Consider the following 18,907-nt stretch of genomic DNA (forward strand, 5'->3'; position numbering starts at 1 on the left):
GCATGGCCAAACTCTCTGGATCCATAGACGTACCGTTGCCGCCCGAGCAGGCCTGGAAGCATGCCTCCGATCTGTCTCGGTTCAAAGACTGGCTGACCATCCACCGGCTCTGGCGTGGTGAGCTGCCCGACATCCTGGAGAAGGGCACGGTGATCGAGTCCTACGTCGAGGTCAAGGGCATGCCCAACCGGATCAAATGGACGATCGTGCACTACAAGCCGCCGGAAGCCATGACGCTCAACGGCGACGGTGTGGGCGGTGTCAAAGTCAAGCTGATCGCCAAGGTGCAGCCCAAGGACGACGGCTCGGTCGTCAGCTTCAATGTGCACCTCGGTGGCCCGGCGCTGTTCGGCCCGATCGGCATGATCGTCGCCGCGGCGCTGCGCAGTGACATTCGCGAATCGCTGCAGAACTTCGTCAGGGTGTTTGCCGGGCCCGACCCGAGCTTGAACGGCAGCCGCGGCGTCAGCAGCTGATCGAGTGGTCGCCCAGCCTGAAGTTGCTGCGACCCGCGTGATGAAAGTGTCGCGGACAAACGCGGTGACTTTTCGGTGCAGTACCAGTCCATATCCGTGAACCCCGCTTGGGACCCACCGACACCACGAGGAGATCATCGTGCCCACCCGAAGCGACGCCCCGTTGGGCGCCCCCTGCTGGATCGACCTAATGTCGTCGAACGTCGAACGTGCCCAAGACTTCTACGGCGCGGTGTTCGGTTGGACGTTCGAGTCCGCCGGACCCGAATATGGCGGATACGTCAATGCCGCCAAGGACGGCAATCCCGTCGCCGGGATGATGGCCAACAACCCTGAGTCCCAGGCTCCGGACGGCTGGAGCACCTACTTCCACACCGCCGACATCAATGTGACCACCGCCGCGGTGACGTCTGCCGGCGGCGCGACATGCATGGGAGTGATGGAGGTGCCCGCGAAAGGCTTCATGGCTGTGGCGACTGACCCGTCGGGGGCGATGTTCGGCCTGTGGCAGCCGCTGGAGCATCGTGGATTCGAGTTGATCGGCGAAGCCGGCGCGCCCGTCTGGCACCAGCTGACCACCCGCAACTATCGGGCCGCCCTCGACTTCTACCGAGCGGTCTTCGGCTGGCGAACCGAGTCCGTGTCTGACACTGACGAATTCCGCTACACCACAGCATCGTTCGGCGACCAGCAGCTGCTCGGGGTGATGGACGGCACGAGCTTCCTGCCGGAAGGTGTGCCGTCGAATTGGACGATCTACTTCGGCGCCAAGGATGTGGACAAGACGCTGCAGGTAATCGGTGACAACGGCGGTGCTGTGCTGCGACCGGCTGAGGACACCCCCTACGGACGCCTTGCGACTGCGGCCGATCCGACAGGTGCGGTGTTCAACCTGTCGTCGCTGCAGAGTTAAGCGGCGATAGCGGCGTATCCGGCCGGCAAGCGCTTTATTCTGACCGGGGTGGCCCAACCCCGGATCGGTGGTGCTCGCATGACTGCGACAGGAATCGCCTGCGCGACGTGCGGTACCGAAGTGCGTGCCACCGCGAAGTTCTGCGACGAGTGCGGCTCGCCCATCAGGGCGGGCGCAATACCGGCCGAATACAAGCAGGTGACCGTGCTGTTCGCCGATGTCGTGCATTCGATGGACATTGCGGCGATGGTGGGTGCTGAGCGATTGCGCGAGATCATGAGCGAGCTCGTCACGGCCCTATCGGCCGTGGTGCAGCGGTTCGGCGGCACAGTGGACAAGTTCACCGGCGACGGGGTCATGGCGGTGTTCGGCGCGCCAGTCGCATTGGAGGACCATGCTTTTCGTGCGTGTCTTGCAGCGCAGGGAATTCAAGAAGAAGCGCAACGCATAGCGGGTGTGGTCACAGCCCGCGACGGGGTGAACCTGCAGTTGCGGGTGGGTCTCAACTCGGGTCAGGTGATCGCCGGCGAAATCGGTTCTGGCACTTTGGGTTATACCGCGATCGGCGAGCAGGTGGGCATGGCGCAGCGGATGGAGTCGGTGGCGCCAACGGGCGGGGTGATGCTCAGCGAGTCCACCGCCCGGCTGGTCGAGGACGCCGCGATACTGTCCGACCCTGAATTGGTACGTATCAAGGGCGCAACGAATCCAGTGCCTGCCCGGCGTTTGATTGCGATGAGCAGCGATCATCATCGTCGCAGCGACCCACCGTTAATCGGGCGCGCGTGGGAGCTGAGCACTGTCGAGGCAATTCTCGACGAGGCCATTGCGGGGGCCGGGTGCGTGATTGGTGTCTTGGGACCGCCGGGCATCGGCAAGAGCCGCATCGCGCGCGAAGCCGCAACGCTGGCAGCATCCCGCGGTGTCAAGGTGTTCACCACCTTCTGCGAATCCCACACCAGCGACATCCCCTTTCATGCGGTGACCGGGTTGCTGCGTGCCGCGCTGGGTGTCGACTGCCTCGACGACGAGGACGGCCGGACACTGATCCGCTCCGGCATCGACGGCGCCGATCCGGAAGATCTACTGCTACTGGATGATCTGCTGGGCATCGCCGATCCTGACATCGAATTGCCCAACATCGAGGCCGATGCCCGGCGGCGGCGCCTGACTGCATTGATCAATGCCGCGTCTTTGGCGCGCACTGACCCGGCGCTGTTTGTGATCGAGGACGCGCATTGGATTGACGAGGTGAGCGAGTCGCTGCTGGCCGATTTCTTGGCGGTGATTCCGCAGACCCCTTCGATGGTGCTCATCACCTATCGCCCCGAGTACCGCGGCGTGCTGACCACGATGCCCGGTGCGCAGACCATCGCGTTACGGCCGCTCAACGCGGCGCAGACCACAGCACTGATCGGTGAGCTGCTCGGCACAGACTCCTCCGTGCATCCGCTGACCGAGGTCATCACCGAACGCGCTTCCGGAAACCCGTTTTTCGCCGCGGAGATCGTGCGCGACCTCGCCGAACGCGGGGCGATCCGCGGCGCGCAAGGCTCGTATGTGCTCGAGGATGCGGTCGCGGACGTCACTGTGCCGGCCACCCTGCAGGCGGCCATCGCGGCCCGCGTCGACCGGCTCAGCGCCGCAGCCAAACGCACGCTGAGTGCCGCGGCGGTCATCGGATCACGGTTCAGCCCCGAGTTGGTCACTGTCTTGGGAACTGAACCTTTGCTCGACGAGCTGGTCAAGGCTGAGCTGATCGATCAAGTCGGGTTCACCCCGCGGGTCGAATATGCGTTCCGGCATCCGCTGATTCGCGCCGTGGCATACGAATCGCAGCTGAAATCGAACCGCGCTGAGCTGCACCGGCTCCTGGCCGCCGCGATCGAACAACGCGAACAACCCGACGAAAACGCCGCATTGATCGCCGAACATCTCAACGCTGCCGGTGACCTACACGCGGCATTCGCCTGGCACATGCGCGCCGGCACCTGGCTCACCCACCGCGATCTCACCGCGGCGCGTGCCAGCTGGCAGCGCGCGCGAGACGTCGCCGACCGATTGCCTGACACGGATCCGCAACGTGCGTCAATGCGCATCGCTCCGCGCACATTACTGTGCGGCACCGCCTGGATGGCCGGCGGCAGCCTTGCCGACGCCGGCTTCGACGAGCTACGCGATCTCGCCGCCGCGGCCGGCGACAAGGTGTCGTTGGCCATGGGGATGACTGGGTGGATATCGACATTGACCGTCCACGCCCGATTTCAGGAAGCGTCGCGCTGGGCGTCCGAACTGGTCGACCTGCTCGAGTCAATCGGAGACCCGCTGTTGACAGTTGGGCTTTCCTATGCTGCATACACCGCCAAACTGCAGCGTGCCGAGGCGGCCGAGTCCATCCGCTTGTCGCAACGGGCGATCGACCTTGCCGACGGTGACGCCACCATGGGCGATCTGATAATCGGCTCCCCGCTCGCTGGCGCGATCATGTTGCGGGGTTGCGCGCGCGGCGCTCTGGGCGACCCGCGATGGCGAGACGACGTGGAGCGGGCGGCGGCGATGGTGCGTGCGTTCGATGTGCCGATGCGGGCGGTGCTGCTGGTCTTTAAATACACCATGGTGGTCAATGGGGCCTGGCTGCCGGACGCTGCTGCCGCGCATGAGACAGCTGAAGTGCTCGAGATCGCCGAACGATCCGGCCATGATTTCGCGCTGAGTTGCGCTCAATACATTCGCGGCTTGACGCTCCTGGTGCTAGGTGGTCCTGAGCGCGGCGATGGGATTGCGTTGCTGGCGAAGGCCCGCAATGCCGCGATGCAGGAGCGCTCTACGCTGATCCTGACCGTGTTCGTGGACATCTACTTCGCCGGAGAGAAGGTCCGAGTCGGGGATCTCGATGGCGCAATCGAGCTCGTTCAAGCGGCAGTCGAGATGGAATACGCGTCCGGCGAAATGAATCTTCGCGCGGCAGCCGTCGCTGCTCTGGTAGAAGTGCTGCTGCGCAGAGCCGCGCCCACCGACCTCCAGGAAGCCCAAGCTGCCATCGATCGGCTGGCGGCGGTGCCGACCGAACCTGGATTCGTCGTAAACGACATCTGGCTGCTGCGCATGCGCGCGCTAGAGGGCCAGGCCCGCGGTGACGAAAGCGCCTACCAAGACTTCCGCGACCGCTACCGCGCGATTGCGAATTCACTTGGCTTTGAAGGACATATGCAGTGGGCCGCGGCGATGAGCTAATCTCGCACTCATGACTCGCCGCCTGCGCCCCGGTTGGCTGGTGGCGTTCTTCGCCATGGTTGTTTCGGTGAGCGCCTGGCTGCCGTGGCTGACGACGTCGGAGAACGGGGGGGGCTGGGCCAACGCCATCGGGGGCGCCCACCGCATGGTGCTACCGCCGGGGTTCGGTGCGGGCCAGCTCATAGTATTGCTGGCGTCGACGTTGCTGGTGGCCGGCGCGATGGTCGGCCGCGGCCTGTCCATGACAATCGCTTCGATTGCGGCACTGGTCATTTCGGTGCTCATCGCCGTGCTCATAGTCTGGTACTACAAACTCAACATCAGTCCGTCGGTGTCGGCCCAGTACGGGTTCTATATCGGCGCGACCGGCGCCGTCTTCGCGGTGGTGTGTTCGGTTTGGTCGGTGATCGCCGCAGTGGCTTCCCGTCGCGCTGGGCGGTAGGACGTTCAGCCTGAAGGAAACTCGTGCTTGCCTGAGACGGCACTGCTATCAGGCTCGTTGACGCCGAATACGAAGGGCGCGAACACAACCTCGCGGCCGTCGGGATCTCGATAGGTTACTGCTCCCGTCGCCTCCCAGTACGGATGCTGCTCCACCGGCTGCGCACCCGCCTGCTGCAGGCGGGCGATCGCCGCCTGTTGTGCCTCTCGGTCAGGGAAGTAGAGGCAGAGCTGTTCATGGTGGTCGACGGCGACCCCGTCGACCGCCTCTACGATCTCCATCGTCAGGTTGAAGCTGGGCAGGCCGAAGATCGCGCCGTTGCTCCCATAGCTGGCCTCGAAAGTCTCGAAAAGGGGCAGCCCCACCAAGTCACGGTAGAACCGGACCGTTTCGCCGAAGTTCTGCGAGCGACGCGCGAAGCGAATGCCCCCGATCGACGCCAGCTCCCTGGGCCAGTGTGTCCTCCGGCGGGGCGGGTGGGTGTTCATAGCCCGACCGCCTCAGCTGCCGACTCCGCGGTATCCCACCGACGCAACTCCTGGCCGGCGACCCACGCCGAATGCGTACCGCTGGAAATACGTTCCGGCAGTTGGAGTTTGCAGACCGGCCCGTCGCCCACCCGGGCGGCATCGAAGACCAGGCAGTACGACGCATCGGCGTTCATGTCGGTGGTAAGGGTGACCAGATAGCCGTCGTCCTCCCCGCCGCCCTCCAGCCGCGGAGCCATTTGCGTCTCGCTGCCGTACACGCCGTCGCCAAAGCCGAAGCGCTCCTGGTTGCCGGTGAGCAGGTCGTGTTTCATCAACCCGTCGAACAGGAACCAACCCGGCTTGCCGGTCGCGGCGTAGGCGTAGCGGTATTTGCCGCTCGCGTAGTCGGGGTTCATGGTGCCGAATTCGGTGATGGCCTCCGACAGTTGCTCCTCTTTCACCGCGCCGGTGACCAGGTTGAGCCGCCATCGGTGCAGTCGGGTCTGCAAGCGGTCCAGCGCCAGGAAGCGAAACACCTTGTCCCACTTCGATCCACCGGTGTCAAGTGGTTGCGGATCGCCTTCGAAGAAGCCGTCGAGCACGATCTCGTCTCCGTCCTCGTAGGCGTTGACGAAGTGCAGCACGAACGTCGGGTCCGCCTCGAACCAGCGGATGTCGGCCGTTGCACCGTGGCGCGGCAGCACCGCGAAGCGCGACGGGATGTCGGGATAGAAACGCGGCAGGTGCACATTGTGCTCGAGCAGCCTTGGATCCCAGAACAGCGGGAAATCATTGAGGATCGCGTAGTTTTCGGTGAACGCCATATCATGCGGAAGCCGCGGCCCGGGCAGTGGCACGTCGACATAGTTGACCAGTACGTTGTCGGCGTCCACCACGCCATACCGCATGTAGGGCTCTTGCTTGCTGTAGTTGAAGAACAACAGTTCGCCAGTCTTGTTGTCCACCTTCGGATGCGCAGAGACGCCCCAGTCGGACGGGAAGCGGCCGTTCCAGCTCTCCTTGCCCAACGTGGCAGCCGAATACGGGTCGATACGGTACAGGTCGCCACACTGGTAGAAACTGGTCAGGGCGATGCCGCGATGCACGATGACATCTGTGCTCGACGCGTCCTTCATCAGCGTGCGTGCGCCCCAACCCTTTTCGCGTTTGGCAAGTTGGACCGGCTCGGCCAGTCCAGGCCACAACGCCTCACCAGCCTCGTTTTCCGCCAGGAAGCCTTCGGTTTGGATGAACCGGTTGCGGTAGAAGGCTTTTCCGTCGCGGAAACCGACCACATGCAGCATGCCGTCGCCGTCGAACGGATGGTAGGTCTGAAACGACGGATGCAACGGGTTCTCGGTGTTGCGCAGGTAGATTCCGTTCAAATCGTCGGGAATTGCTCCCTCGACGGCGATCAGATCGTCGGCGTCCCACTCGTTGGTCTGAGGCCGCCACGGACCGGTGCGATAGGGGTGGTCGTCGTCCTCGGGCAGCGTCGACAGATACTTGCCGACCAGCTCAACATCCATGTCACTCGCCTCTTGCACCTCGTGCACTTGAAACAACGAAACTCACCGTGGTCGCAGTGCTGCCGCCGAAATTCAAGGTGCCGAACCTGCTTGCGCCCTCGACCTGGTAGTCGCCGGCCGTCCCGCTCACTTGTTTTGCCGCGTCCAGCAGCATCCGCACACCCGACGCTCCGACCGGATGCCCGCCGCCGATCAGCCCGCCGCCGGGGTTGATCGGCAACCGGCCGCCGATCTCGATCTCGCCGTTTTCGATGGCCTTCCACGATTCGCCGGGGCCGGTCAGCCCGATGTGGTCGATGGCCAGGTACTCGCTGGGGGTGAAGCAGTCGTGCACCTCGAACCCGTCGACGTCATCGAGGGTCACCTGCGCGCGGCGCAGGGCGTCGAGCACCGCGGCCCGCACGTGCGGCATCACGTAGGGGTCTGGGTCTTTTTGGGCGGACCGCTCCAGCTTCTGGCGCAGACCCAGCCCGACGGTGCGATGCCCCCAGCCCTCGATGCGGCCGATCGGGCGCACCTCGGGGTGATCGCGCAGGTAGGAGTCGTTGACCAGAACCAGCGCGGCTCCGCCGTCGGTCATTTGGCTGCAGTCGAACCGGCGCAGCCGGCCTTCGGTGATCGGGTTGCTTGCATCGTCGTCGGTGATCGGATCGGGGATCGTCCACTCGCGGGTCTGCGCGTTGGGATTGCGGCGAGCGTTGGCGAAGTTGAGCTGCGCGATGGCGCGCAGGTGTGTGTCGTCCAAGCCGTAGCGCCGGTCGTACTCGTCGGCGACCTCAGCGAACATCGAAGGCCACAGGTATCGCGCGTCGGCTCCCTCGTGCCCGGTCCACGCGGCTGCACCCAGATACTGGGCTGCGGTGTCGCCGGGTACCGTCTTCTCCAGCTCAAGGCCCACGACCAGCGCGCTGTCGTATGCGCCCGACCGCAAGTCCGCCATCGCTGCCAGCACCGCGATGCTGCCCGACGCGCACGCTGCTTCATGCCGCGCGGCCGGGGTGTCCCACAGCCCGTCGCACACCGTGGCCGGCATCGCCCCTAGATGACCCTGACCGGCAAACATCTCGCCGAACGCGTTGCCGATGTGGACCACCCCGATATCCGTGGCATCCACTCGAGCCGAGTTCAGCGTGCCTTCGACGACCTCCGCGGTCAGAGCCGCGAAGTCGCGATTCTCTTTGGTGAGGTTGCGGGCGAAGTCGCTCTGGTAGCCAGCGAGAATCCACACAGGTGCAGAGCCCGTCGAGCCGTCCATATTCGGCAACGGTACAACAGATCGGGTCGTCCGTCGGAGGATCGGATCATGCGCAACAAGTAGTGGCGGCCCCGTCGGCTCTCGGGCTGAACCGACGGGACCTAGAGGGACGCATCAGCCGGCTAACGCGTCAGCCTCCCAGGGTGCATTACCACGCACGGGCGTTGACAAACATGTACGGCCGTTCCGATAGCCCGGACCAGAACATCGACCTGAATGCGGAGGACGGCCGCGGCAGGTACGGCCGGGCACCAGCGGGCGGTGGCGCAGCGGTGAAAACCTCAGATTGGTAAGGCTTTACCGGTTCGGCGGTGGCATGGGGTCGTGTTACACACGCGTACCGGTGACTCCTTCGGCCGTCGCGGACGGTGACGCACCCGCCCGCGAACGCCCAGGACGTGAACCGCCGATACGCTGATTGCCCGCGTCGCAACGACTTTCGCTGTAATCGTACAAGCGTCCCGGTTATGGGCCGTTGCTGGACAGAGCAGCTCAGTCCGTCGCACGAGTGACTGATGGTACATGAGTGGTCAGTCACGGGCCCGATCCACCGGCTGCGCTCGGCGGGTACGAAGAGGTTGGCGACGGTTCGGGTACCACGAATCTGCCGGAGCCCGTGGACGGCGCAAGAATTTCGCAAGGATTTCACCAAGGACATACAAGGCTTGCGCGGCAGCCTAAGTGGTTGACGCCCGCCAGTTGTGCAGAAGGGAACCGTCATGAAGTTCACGGCGATAGTGACGGCTTGTCTGGTGGCCGGCACGGTGATGACGACGGGTCCCGCTCAGGCCGAGTTGACCGCGCCACCGGCGCTGAGCCCCGTTCCGAAGCTGCAGAGCGATCCCAAGTCGGAGGTTCAAGAGCTGCTGCGGCAGATCTCCGAATTGGATGACCGATGGGATGGCCTGTCCCCGGCGGAGCGAAATCAGCGAATAGCGGGGCTGCAGCAGCAGGTCACCGTAGTCGACAGGGACACTCGCAACCTGCCTCCCGAGCAACAACCGGAGGTGGAAGCGATGCTGGGAGTTGCAGTCGTCAGGCTGGCGGATATCCTCCGAAAAGAGCAGACGCCCCCTACTTCGCCCTGCATCTTCCCGCTGTGCCTGCCCGGCTTGTAGATGCGTCAGCTCCAGGAGTGGCGCGCGACGCGGTGGAAGTTGCCGCCGAGCACCGCGCGTACATCGCTGTCGCGCCACCCCCGGCCGTTGAGGTGATCGCCGAGCGTCAGCAGCGTTTCGGGACGCATCCACTGGATCGGTCCCCAGCGCGTATAGCTGTCGTCGAACAATTCAGGATTGCGCGTGAGTTCTTCGACGAAGTCGGCGTAGTCGAAAGAGAAGTCCGAGCTGATCCCGACGTGGTCGATGCCGACCAGGTCGATCGCATATTCCAGGTGCCTGGTCATCGCATCGAGCGTGGGGGTGTTGGGCCCGAGGAAGATCCCGACGCCGGTGATTCCGGTGACGCCTCCGGTGGCCGCGCAGGCCCGGGCCTGGTCGTCGGTGATGTTGCGCGGGTGGTCCCATACCGCACGCATGCAAGAGTGGCTGTATACGACTGGGCCGGTTGAGGTTTCACACATGTCGAGGCCGGTGCGGGCGCTGCAGTGCGAACCGTCGGGAACGATACCGACCCCGTTCATCTTGGCGACGATCGAACGCCCCCACGCGGTGAGACCGCCGTCGTCGGTATCCAGGCAGCCGCTGCCTGCGCGGTTGGCGTGGTTGTAGGTGGGCAGCAGGGTACGCACGCCGTGGTTGGCCAGTGTGGCCAGGTTGCCGAGGTTGTCGTCAAGGGGACGGGAGTCTTCCCCCGCGGTTGACACTGCGCTGACGGCGCGGACCACTCGCACTTCTTTTCCCTGGACGCAGAGCCAACGGCAAAACTTCGGCTTATTGCCCACCTCGCCGCGGAGTTAGATGATGAAATTCGTGCGGTTGCGGGTGGGGTATCCGCGAGCCGAGTGTTGAGCCCATTGCGAGTTTCTAAAGTCCAGGAGGCCGGTCGTGACCCAGCATCCAAGTTGCGACAGGTATTCACCTCGAGAAGTTTTGGCCCGCATCGGGATCTACGCGGCGGCCGCCGTGATGTTGGTGTCTGGGGTGGCGACCATTTTCCTGGGCGTTAGGACGCTGGCCCACGACCGGAGAATCGTCGCTGATCCGGACTACTCGTACGTGTTCAGTCGCACCGCTTGGGGGTGGATCAACATCGTCGAGGGCATACTGGTCAGTCTCGTGGCCTTCGGACTGGTCTGGGGTACGACATGGGCACGGGTGGCCGCCACCATCATCGCCTCGGTGTCGATCATGAGCCAGTTCCTATTTCTCACGCACTACCCGGTTTGGGCGATTGTGCAGATCGCCCTGGACCTCTTCGTCATCTGGGCAGTAACGACCTGGGAGAGCCCGGCGGCTCGCGTCGCTCCTGAGCGTGCAGTCAGTGCCATTGGGGCGCAATCCAACTCGCGCTGGCCCGAGTTGTTACCGTGGCCAGATGGTTTCCCGTCGTGGCCGGCGCGTCAAACCAATGTCTCGGGCGGTCCACTGATCCGGCTCGAAGACAAGATGAACGACGACGGCCGCTACGAGATCCGGGCCGAACTGCCCGGTATCGATCCTGCAAAAGACGTCGACATCAGCTACCGCGACGGAATCCTGACGGTCTCGGTGGGGCTGCCGCAGGCCGCGCCTGCCGAAAAGCACAACAGCGGCGCCTCGGGTTAGTCGAGTGCCCTGTGCCCCCGGCAGGATTCGAACCTGCGACACCGGCTTTTGCAGCCGGGCGTTTTCAAAGGTTCGTGTTCGTTATCGCTAGTCGTTGTAGCGCAACGGTTCTCGATGCCGAACCATTCCAGTAATTGTCGGCAATTCTCGTCGATTCTCGATCATTTGCGATGAATAAACGATGGCTCGCACCCAGAACTTCCCGCATGATGCGGGAGCCCCGGCGGCGGCTGGCACCGCCCCGGGGGATGGCCGAAATCTGCAGAGGAGATTCGACAATGCAAGAGATTACTCGCGTACGTGCGCTTTGCTGCCAATGCGGAAACCTGCGCACAGTCAGCGCGAACTACCGCCGTACATCGACGACAACTACAGCGGCGAGTGTGACGACAATCCACGCGGTTGGCGCGTGACCGGCACCCTCAAATGCTCCCTCTGCAAGACCAAGACACGCCATGCTCTACTGCGGCGTGACGAAGATGAGTTCCGCGACTGGGCTGAGCTTCCATTGGACGAGCGCCGCAGACGGATCGTCGAGCGGTACCGGCGGTCGGGCTCCAGTTAGCCGTTCCTCGGCCGGTGCGCGGATCGCGGTCTGCTGCTCTTGCTGCTGCTTGAGTTCGAGCGCGGCCAAAGCCGACGTGTCGTGGTCGAGGTTGTCAGGTGCGGCAGCCACTGCGTCGAAGTGCCTGTGTGACACACATGTGCGGGCCTACACTCCACCCTCATGGGGGACGAAACCGAGGCCGGGCCTGCGGCGTCCGAGGAGACGGAGCTGTTGCCGCCGACGACCAGCACGGAGCAGCCGGCCGCTTGGTCGGCTGCTGAGGCGCCGGACGAAGAGGGTCGCTCGGCCTGGCCGCGCGTGTGGTTATGGGCGGCAGCGATCCTGATCCCGCTCGCGGTGGTGGCAGCCGCGATCGCGTTGCCTCGCTGGCATTCGCAACAGCACGCGGCGACGGCAAAGTCCGCACCGTCCGCCACACTCACGCAGTCAGCTCCGATTTCCTCGATGTCGCCTGCCACCACTGCGGGACCTACGGCGACGCGTGCGGACGACGACGAGTTTGTGGCGATCGCAATCTCACCGAAGGGCATAGTGAGCGGGTCGCACCGCGGTGGGTTCGGCACTTCGGGCACACAAGAAAGAGCCAACGCCATCGCGATGGGTCAGTGCCGAGCGATCACGCAGAACGATGACTGCATGCTGGCAAATGGTGGCATGTTCCACGGCTGCGTCGCGTACGCGGTGAACGACTCATTGCATGCGTGGTCGAGCGGCTCCGGAGTTGATCCAGATGCTGCCCGCGCTGCAGCCCTGCACAGGCTGCATGGCGTCGCCACCGCGGTCTACGTGCAGTGCTCGGACCCCCCGGGTCTCGTCGGGAACTGACGCCGCTGCTCAACGCTTGGGCGTCAGGCGGTGAACCACGGTTCCTGGCGGCCCGGCAATTGTCCACGGGTTGCCGTTGACCGGCTCTGACTCCAGCGTAAATACGGTACCTTCACCCTGCTTCGACGAAAACCTCTTGTTCTCGACCTGGAAAAGGTATGCGTGAACGCCACGCTTGACCACGAGCGACATTCCGGGCTGGACCGTCTCGATCGGGATCGGTGTGACGTCGACGTCATCCTCGGCGCCGGCGGCTTCCCCGCTCATGCGGCGCGCTTTGCAGTCGCGACAATCGGCGCACTGCTTAGGCGGCTGATCGATCTTGATTCGTCCGTGGGTTTCATTGTTGACGATGTCATGCTGGCACCATGAACAAGTGATGAGGGCCATCCTGGCTCCCTTGTGACTCCGCACTTGGCGAAGAGAGCCACACTACACCTGTTATTTGACAGGCGGCGGATTGCGCTTTCCCCGGCGGCGTCGGCTGGCCGGGTTAGCGGGTAACGAGGTTATCCCAGTTGGCGCCGGCGCTGCAGTCGTCTTCTTCGTCGCTGCCGTTCTCAACCAGGCAAATGCGGCCTTTGAGCGGCTCGACACCCCGCAGCCGAAGGAATCCGTCTACGAGGGAGAAAGCCGCGTAGTCGTCACGGGCATCGACAGGGAAGATCAGCAGCGGGGCGTCGGGGTCTTCGACCAGGATGGTCCCCGGAATGACGTCAATGAGGTCGCGGATTTCATCCCAGCTTCCCTCGTCTGCGACGGGGCCCAGGATGGCTTCCACGTTGTAGGCGTTCATCATTGACTCTTTTCTCATCCTTTGTCCTTCGGAGGTGTGTACCCCTTGTGCGGTACCTCAACGCCGAGGCGACGTAGTTGTGAAGCGCAGTTACGGACACCGCGGTGGTCGGAGCTCGTGCTGCTCAATGTGACGGGCCTTGCGGGCTTGCCGGTGCCAGGATCTCGCGTGCCCGGTGGCGGCATCAGCCTGGGGTGATTGCTCTTGTCATAGGTCAGCGTCCAACCAGCGTCTTTGGCCGCAGCGACAAGCGCGTCCCACTCTGAACTGTCGCGAGCCAAATCCTTCCATCCCCCAGAACCTACACAGCGGCGGTTGCGATGGCCACATCTAATCAAAGACGAGCAGGTAACGGATTACTTTGACTGATTTCGAGCCGCAATCCACCGACGCCATTCGCTGTGGATCAGTGCTTACAGGCTCGCGACGACGACGCCAGTTATTCGAGCACTCCGGCCGGTGTCTCGAAGCCGAGTATCCGCGCCAAGTGCAGATACAGCTGCGGCCCCCAGGTGTGGCGGCAGACCTGGCAGGTGCAGCCGAGTTCGGTGACGATCTGCAGTGCGGGCGCGCGCACCTGTTCGCCAGCCGAATCACGTTTGAACGCAGTCGTGGCGCCACAGGCCGGGCACGGCGCCGACACATGTTGACGCTGGCCGGGGTCAGCAGCGAGCGCACAGACACTGACCACGACTCGACGCGGCCAGCGATGCTGCCCAGATTGCTGGTGTCTTGTGGGCGCCACGGCCGCGCCGCCAACGCCCGCAACCGCGCAGGCGTTGGCGCGGTGTCGGGCTGCCATCGCCGCGTCTCGTCGTCGATCTCAATCCGCAAATCCAGCGCATCAGTCCACACCGGCGCCATCGATCGGCGGGTCGTCGCGACCGCGCCGTGACCCATCACCGTGGGGATAGCGCCGAGCAGCTGCTCATACAGGCTCGGGGCGGCCACGATCGCGCCGTCGTGCATCTCTTTGAGCGGATCGACCAAACGGGCCACCGCGGCGTACAACCGGTCCAGTGCAGCAGGTAAGCAGCCATCCATAGCGGCGGTCACCATGCCATCGTGCCGAACACAGCAATACCGAACCGGTGCCGCAACACCCTTTTGCGAGGCAAATCAAATGACAGCGAAGTCTGCTACTGGGCCTACGATCCGCTTCATGGGTTACGTGGTCTGGGTACTAATCGTTTGGATTATCAGCGCGCTAGTCGCCTCGGCCGAAGCGCCGCGAGGACGAGCAGCGGAGTTCTTCGTTATCACTCTGCTCTTCCTTGGCCCGCTAGGCGTGGGCTTTGCAGCGATTGCGACGCCGAGAGAAGCCGGAACGCCGGATGGTGTTGCCACCCCGAGAGAAACCGAAATGCCGGATGGTGTTGCCACCCCGAGAGAAACCGAAATGCCGGATGGTGTTGACGCAGAGCAGCGCAGCGGAAAGGGCTGGTTCTTCCGAGGGCTGAAAGGAGAGTGGGACTAGCTCAAACCGATTCGCCCGGCCTCGGCGCGCCCAAGGTTTGCCACTGGCGCATGTGTATGCAGCCGGTCGTTCTCGTCGAGCACAAACGACTTGCCCCAATCGGCGCCGCCGTAGGCGAACTGCTGGTACGGCAGCCCGGCGTGCATCAACGCGCACAGCAGCTGCGCCGATGACACCACCACCGGCACATGCGCCCGCAGATCGTCCAGCCACTCATCACGGCGGCCCGGCACCGCCCACCGCTGCAACGACCGCTCCCGGTCAGCAATCAGCAACTGCCGCAACCCATCCGCGCGCTGGACACGCTTCATGCGCCCGGCCCCCGCCACCGCCGATTCGCCGCGGCCCGCCCATGAAATGTCGAGCTGAACACCGAACCGGCATCCTCAACCGGAAAGCTCAGTCGGGCCAACGTCTGCGAAATCAGCTGGCGATGCAGCCGAATCTCCGTCAACAGCGGGTGCGCAATCAACTGATCCCGACTCCCAGGCACCACCAGGTCCGCACCCGCCAGCCGAGCCTCCATGCTCGCAATCGTGTCCCTCAACCGGCACGCCGAAAACAACTGCTCACGCTCCAACGCATCCAACGTCGCCCCCATCTCCGAAGCGTCCGCCGTCACCGACCGCCACAACCGCCGCCCCTCGATGCCCAGGCCGACAGGCGCCTTCAACTCAGGCATTCACGACTCCTCTCCGCCACCCCCGCGGGCGAAAAGCCTTAGCAGCCGCGCCGATGGGTGGCCTCGCCGAAACTTGCGGTTTTCGCCCGCTTGGGTGGGGTGGGGTGGTCGCGTTGTGGGTGGTCATGTGAGTCTTCCTGGGTGTGGTTCGTGGTCTCGGTAGCGTCGGCTGGTGCTGCCGCGTCGTTGCTTGGCGCGTTGGATACCGTCGCGGCGCTGGGACTCAGACTTGATCGCGTGGCAGCTGCGACAAACTCCCTGGATTTCACGTGCGTTGAGCACCGGAGTCCGCGGGATACCTTGGGCTGCAAGGCCTATTACGTGGTCCATCTCGTCGATGCGTTGGGTGCAGCCGGGGTATTGCAGCTGGCATACCTTGTCGCGTCTACGGACTGCTGCTTTGACGCGCTCGGGTATTCGGGATCTGGATCTGTTGTCCCAGGCCATTGCGATATCCCTCTACGTGCGTGGTGTGTGTGCGTGGTGTGTGTGGCCGGTGCCGGGCCGGGGTGCGCGGTGTCAGGCTCACCAGGCGCACCCCGGCCAGGGTCGGTGGACGGTCAATGTCTCTCGTGGCATGCCGTCCTGTTGTTGGGTGCCAGGCCACCGGCGCTCCGGGCGTTCCGGTCGACCGTGCACAACACGCGGCCTGGCACGTCTGTGGTGCGTCATGTCGTCGAGGGCCGCCGGCCACCGGATTCTTCGAGAAGCAACCTCTGTTGGACGGCGCGGTGTTCGGTGACCGTGGGCTCGTGGTCCAGTTCGGCGAGTGCGTTGGCGTACTTCTCGCCGAAAAGCTCCGGTACTTCGACTTCGAGGTAGCCGTCATCGGTGTCCTCCGCTGCCTTTCGGGCGTCGGCCTTCGCCGTGGCGATGATGCTGCTCATGGCGTCAAGCATTTCGGCGTTGACGGCGCTGATGTCTTCGGCCGCCCACTGTTCTTCGATGCTCAGCAGGAAGCCGTGGAAGTCTGTGCCGCGCCACTCACGTTGGGCGTGCGCGCGGGTCTGCGGTGCCGCTGCCGTCGCGTTGGGCGGCAACGGCTCCAAGCTGTTCATGTCGCCACAGACGCGACTGCTCACCGCGTAGCGGCGGGTGTCAGCCAGCTTCACCGCCAGGAATGCGGCGTGTAATTCGGCGATGCCGGCACCTGGCGCGACCCAGACAACTTCCGGGCCCGCTGGCGAGCGGTACGCGCCGAGCTCGGCGTACCCGACGCCACCAGTCACAGCTTCCGCAAGACGGTCGCCACGCTGATCGACGACGAGGGACTATCGGCACGGATCGGCGCCGATCACCTGGGGCACTCGCGGATCAGCATGACCCAGGACAAGTACATGGCACGCGGTCGCGTTCACACCGCGGTGGCTGACCTGTTGGACCGGACCATAAACGATGAATAAAGGATGGATTGTCTTGACTAGCTCAGCTAATTACCATGTCTGACCAGTGCCCCCGGCAGGATTCGAACCTGCGACACCGGCTTTAGGAGAGCCGTGCTCTATCCCCTGAGCTACGAGGGCGGACTGGCTGAGCTTACCGGCACGCCGCGGTCAGCGGCCTGTTCACCGCAGCTCGGCGATCACCTTCGCGAAGTTGTCAAGGTGGTTGTCCTGGACGGTGAAGCACGTGACGCCATATTTTTCGCGGTATCCGCTCAACGTGTCGGCCATCTCGCGGGGCGTCCCGGTGAGCACCGAAGCCTGCTCCAGCAACTCCGAGTCGGAGAGCTCGGACGCATATCGACGGGTGAGCGACAAGTCGGGCATGGTCTCGCCCGCGGCCGGAATGGCGGTGAGAGCCAGGTTCAGCTCCAGTGGGTCAAACCGGTCACCGGCGGCGTTGCGGACGAACTCGATGCGTTCGGCCAGCGGGTCGTCGGCGTCGCGCACTCTTGACCCCGTCAGCCCGACGATGTCGGCATGCCGAGCGGCCAGGGTCAGTACGCGATCCCCGTTGCCGGCGATCAGGATCGGCGTCGTCGGGTGGTGCTGCTTCAGGTACTTAGTCATGTGCTCGAGGTAGTCGACCCGGGCTCCGGCGCTGGGGTACGGAAGCTCGGCGGCGTCGAATTCCTCTCGGACATAACCGGTGCCCAATCCGATCTCCAGACGGCCGTCGCTGAGCCGGTCCACCGCTGCCAGGTCCCTGCTCAGCAGGGCCGGCTTGTAGAAGGCGGCGTTGAGCACATACATGGTTAACCGGATCGTGTTGGTCACCATCGCCACCGCGGTCAGCGTCGGCATGGGTGCCGCCGCGCCGAGATGGTCGGGCACACAGATGACGTCGAACCCGAGATCTTCCGCGCGCTTCGCTTTCTCCTCCAACGCCGCGCGGGACTTGAAGAAGCGAATGCTCAGCGCGAAGCGGAAATCCTTGGCCACCGACAACCTCCGTTAAACGAGCTAAGTAAAGACTTACCAGGACCGCGCCGCGGCCACCAAGCCGTCCACCAGGCTTGTGGTGATCGGTGACCAGCCGTCCGCCGCCGGATGCGGACTGCGGGGGCTGAGACCCCGGACTCGCACCGACAGCTCTAGCTGCGTCCCGCCGTCGCGCACCCGGTTTACCGGATTGTCTGGATGCAGTCCGCGAAGCTCCCGGGGCATCGCGTCGAGGTCCGTGATGACCTCGTACCCGGGCAGCACGATGTTCCTGGCCAGGTGTGCGGCCAGTGCCCGGTTGCGCCCGCCGGCCAGTAGCTGGGTGCCGCGTCCGATGCGCCCGTATCCGTGCAGCGAGATCGCGACCTCGACATGTTCGAGGAACTCGGCCAGCCGCGCCGACTCGCTCGGGTTGAAGCGGGCGGACGGCAGATGATGCGGGTAACGGTCGGGATGGCGCAGCACATACACCGATGCCCCCGCAGCCTCGGCCGCACGCTCGGCAATCGCGTCGGTCATCTGCTCCAGGCCGCCGCCGTGGATGGCGAGAAAGCCGAACCGCGACCGCAGCATGCTGGACTCGACAACACCCGGGTCATTCAACAACGCTGAAAGTGATTGCGGCCCATGCCCGGACGACGCTAGCGGGTGCGGCCAATGCGCGGGGTCCCAGCGATGCAGAAAGTCGACCCAGTTTTGTGGGAGCCCGTGGTGCATGGCCCCCTCGATGATCCGCGGCAGATAGCCCGGCCGGGGTGGACCGGGTGTCACCCGGTGATCGATGTAGACCCACGCCGGTGCCGGCCGGCGGTCGGTGTGCACGGTCAGCCGGTCGCGCCGGTAGCGCACCGGAACACCCTCGGCGCTGTCCAGGACGGTCAGATCGTGGTCCGACACCTGCCAGAGCACCCCGTGCACCTGGTTGCCGACGAAGGGCTCGACTGTGGCGACGCCGCGCTCGTTGATCAGCCAGTCATGATCGTTCAGCACCGCAGGACGCGGATCTCTTGCGTCGGGACAGCGCGACGCCATTTGACTGACGCACAGGTTGGATCCGTATGCGAAATAAGAATGCGGGGCCGCCGGCATTCAGCCCGTCACAACCGGATAGGCGGTGGGATGCGGAATGC

At 64.4% G+C, this 18,907-nt stretch carries 21 protein-coding genes, 1 tRNA gene and 2 pseudogenes; 10 read left to right on the plus strand and 14 right to left on the minus strand.

All coding sequences use genetic code 11. The features are described 5' to 3' along the window. Positions 1 to 2: 2 nt before the first annotated feature. The 4 genes from A5791_RS23735 to A5791_RS23750 all read left to right on the plus strand — a co-directional run bounded on the left by A5791_RS23735 (position 3) and on the right by A5791_RS23750 (position 5,065). Entirely contained in the window at positions 3 to 476 is a 474-nt protein-coding gene (locus A5791_RS23735; RefSeq protein ID WP_067242204.1) for an SRPBCC family protein, read from the plus strand. Between the two features lie 139 nt (positions 477 to 615). Then, positions 616 to 1,389 carry a VOC family protein gene (locus tag A5791_RS23740; RefSeq protein WP_067242207.1) on the plus strand — a complete coding sequence of 258 codons (774 nt, stop codon included), beginning with the start codon at positions 616 to 618 and terminating at the stop codon, positions 1,387 to 1,389. Positions 1,390 to 1,467: 78 nt separating this feature from the next. Next, positions 1,468 to 4,623 (plus strand): adenylate/guanylate cyclase domain-containing protein, encoded by a 3,156-nt coding sequence (locus A5791_RS23745; RefSeq protein WP_067242211.1) that lies wholly within the window; start codon positions 1,468 to 1,470, stop codon positions 4,621 to 4,623. Positions 4,624 to 4,633: 10 nt separating this feature from the next. Next, entirely contained in the window at positions 4,634 to 5,065 is a 432-nt protein-coding gene (locus A5791_RS23750) for a hypothetical protein (RefSeq protein ID WP_067242214.1), read from the plus strand. A 5-nt stretch (positions 5,066 to 5,070) separates the two neighbouring features. Here A5791_RS23750 and A5791_RS23755 read toward each other — a convergent pair whose 3' ends face one another. Genes A5791_RS23755 through A5791_RS23765 form a run of 3 tightly spaced genes read right to left on the minus strand, consistent with a single transcriptional unit; the run spans position 5,071 to position 8,319 of the window. Further along, positions 5,071 to 5,553 carry a VOC family protein gene (locus A5791_RS23755; RefSeq protein WP_067242217.1) on the minus strand — a complete coding sequence of 161 codons (483 nt, stop codon included), beginning with the start codon at positions 5,551 to 5,553 and terminating at the stop codon, positions 5,071 to 5,073. Beyond that, on the minus strand, positions 5,550 to 7,064 hold the full coding sequence (locus A5791_RS23760; protein ID WP_067242220.1) for a carotenoid oxygenase family protein: 1,515 nt from the start codon (positions 7,062 to 7,064) through the stop codon (positions 5,550 to 5,552). The genes A5791_RS23755 and A5791_RS23760 overlap by 4 nt, the downstream gene beginning before the upstream one ends. A gap of 1 nt (position 7,065) precedes the next feature. Next, the gene (locus A5791_RS23765) at positions 7,066 to 8,319 is read right to left on the minus strand and encodes an acetyl-CoA acetyltransferase (RefSeq protein WP_067242222.1); all 1,254 of its coding nucleotides are present in this window, start codon (positions 8,317 to 8,319) and stop codon (positions 7,066 to 7,068) included. 719 nt (positions 8,320 to 9,038) lie between these two features. On the opposite strand from A5791_RS23765, the gene A5791_RS23770 reads away from it, so the two are divergent. Then, entirely contained in the window at positions 9,039 to 9,437 is a 399-nt protein-coding gene (locus A5791_RS23770) for a hypothetical protein (protein ID WP_156661568.1), read from the plus strand. A gap of 5 nt (positions 9,438 to 9,442) precedes the next feature. Here A5791_RS23770 and A5791_RS23775 read toward each other — a convergent pair. Then, a pseudogene (locus A5791_RS23775) lies at positions 9,443 to 10,129 on the minus strand (dipeptidase); the annotation flags it as partial. 196 nt (positions 10,130 to 10,325) lie between these two features. Between A5791_RS23775 and A5791_RS27570 the strand changes: the two are divergent. Continuing rightward, positions 10,326 to 11,045 carry an Hsp20/alpha crystallin family protein gene (locus A5791_RS27570; RefSeq protein WP_304441717.1) on the plus strand — a complete coding sequence of 240 codons (720 nt, stop codon included), beginning with the start codon at positions 10,326 to 10,328 and terminating at the stop codon, positions 11,043 to 11,045. 460 nt (positions 11,046 to 11,505) lie between these two features. Here the strand turns inward: A5791_RS27570 and A5791_RS23785 are convergent, their stop codons facing one another. Continuing rightward, the gene (locus tag A5791_RS23785) at positions 11,506 to 11,721 is read right to left on the minus strand and encodes a hypothetical protein (protein ID WP_067242231.1); all 216 of its coding nucleotides are present in this window, start codon (positions 11,719 to 11,721) and stop codon (positions 11,506 to 11,508) included. Positions 11,722 to 11,772: 51 nt separating this feature from the next. Here A5791_RS23785 and A5791_RS23790 point away from each other — a divergent pair, with 51 nt between their 5' ends. After that, complete coding sequence (locus tag A5791_RS23790) at positions 11,773 to 12,438, plus strand: hypothetical protein (RefSeq protein ID WP_067242235.1); 666 nt, start codon at positions 11,773 to 11,775, stop codon at positions 12,436 to 12,438. 9 nt (positions 12,439 to 12,447) lie between these two features. On the opposite strand, the gene A5791_RS23795 is transcribed toward A5791_RS23790, so the two are convergent. The 3 genes from A5791_RS23795 to A5791_RS26220 all read right to left on the minus strand — a co-directional run bounded on the left by A5791_RS23795 (position 12,448) and on the right by A5791_RS26220 (position 13,877). Then, entirely contained in the window at positions 12,448 to 12,705 is a 258-nt protein-coding gene (locus A5791_RS23795) for a hypothetical protein (protein WP_156661569.1), read from the minus strand. Positions 12,706 to 12,931: 226 nt separating this feature from the next. Continuing rightward, entirely contained in the window at positions 12,932 to 13,252 is a 321-nt protein-coding gene (locus A5791_RS23800) for a hypothetical protein (RefSeq protein ID WP_156661570.1), read from the minus strand. 421 nt (positions 13,253 to 13,673) lie between these two features. Then, on the minus strand, positions 13,674 to 13,877 hold the full coding sequence (locus A5791_RS26220; RefSeq protein ID WP_082967102.1) for a hypothetical protein: 204 nt from the start codon (positions 13,875 to 13,877) through the stop codon (positions 13,674 to 13,676). On the opposite strand from A5791_RS26220, the gene A5791_RS26930 reads away from it, so the two are divergent. After that, the gene (locus tag A5791_RS26930; RefSeq protein ID WP_082967103.1) at positions 13,878 to 14,129 is read left to right on the plus strand and encodes a hypothetical protein; all 252 of its coding nucleotides are present in this window, start codon (positions 13,878 to 13,880) and stop codon (positions 14,127 to 14,129) included. It abuts the gene before it with no gap. Positions 14,130 to 14,396: 267 nt separating this feature from the next. Continuing rightward, complete coding sequence (locus A5791_RS23810) at positions 14,397 to 14,711, plus strand: hypothetical protein (protein WP_156661571.1); 315 nt, start codon at positions 14,397 to 14,399, stop codon at positions 14,709 to 14,711. Here A5791_RS23810 and A5791_RS23815 read toward each other — a convergent pair. The 3 genes from A5791_RS23815 to A5791_RS23825 form a co-directional block, all read right to left on the minus strand. Continuing rightward, on the minus strand, positions 14,708 to 15,022 hold the full coding sequence (locus A5791_RS23815; protein WP_156661572.1) for a hypothetical protein: 315 nt from the start codon (positions 15,020 to 15,022) through the stop codon (positions 14,708 to 14,710). The two genes, A5791_RS23810 and A5791_RS23815, sit on opposite strands and share 4 nt — an antisense overlap. Continuing rightward, positions 15,019 to 15,393 carry a hypothetical protein gene (locus A5791_RS23820; protein ID WP_067242251.1) on the minus strand — a complete coding sequence of 125 codons (375 nt, stop codon included), beginning with the start codon at positions 15,391 to 15,393 and terminating at the stop codon, positions 15,019 to 15,021. Before A5791_RS23820 ends, A5791_RS23815 begins: the two co-directional genes overlap by 4 nt. A 668-nt stretch (positions 15,394 to 16,061) precedes the next feature. Beyond that, the gene (locus tag A5791_RS23825; RefSeq protein ID WP_067242254.1) at positions 16,062 to 16,622 is read right to left on the minus strand and encodes a hypothetical protein; all 561 of its coding nucleotides are present in this window, start codon (positions 16,620 to 16,622) and stop codon (positions 16,062 to 16,064) included. Between A5791_RS23825 and A5791_RS26230 the strand changes: the two are divergent. Then, positions 16,536 to 16,796, plus strand: a pseudogene (locus A5791_RS26230) (tyrosine-type recombinase/integrase); the annotation flags it as partial. The gene A5791_RS23825 and the pseudogene A5791_RS26230 overlap by 87 nt on opposite strands. Positions 16,797 to 16,843: 47 nt before the next feature. Here A5791_RS26230 and A5791_RS23830 read toward each other — a convergent pair. From A5791_RS23830 to A5791_RS23840, 3 genes are all read right to left on the minus strand, one after another. Next, positions 16,844 to 16,916: transfer RNA gene (locus A5791_RS23830), tRNA-Arg, on the minus strand. 42 nt (positions 16,917 to 16,958) lie between these two features. After that, positions 16,959 to 17,783 carry an LLM class F420-dependent oxidoreductase gene (locus A5791_RS23835; RefSeq protein ID WP_082967104.1) on the minus strand — a complete coding sequence of 275 codons (825 nt, stop codon included), beginning with the start codon at positions 17,781 to 17,783 and terminating at the stop codon, positions 16,959 to 16,961. Positions 17,784 to 17,810: 27 nt separating this feature from the next. Continuing rightward, on the minus strand, positions 17,811 to 18,866 hold the full coding sequence (locus A5791_RS23840; RefSeq protein WP_067242262.1) for a poly-gamma-glutamate hydrolase family protein: 1,056 nt from the start codon (positions 18,864 to 18,866) through the stop codon (positions 17,811 to 17,813). Positions 18,867 to 18,907: the final 41 nt, after the last annotated feature.

The sequence above is a fragment of the Mycobacterium sp. 852002-51163_SCH5372311 genome, assembly GCF_001667115.1.
GTDB lineage: Bacteria > Actinomycetota > Actinomycetes > Mycobacteriales > Mycobacteriaceae > Mycobacterium.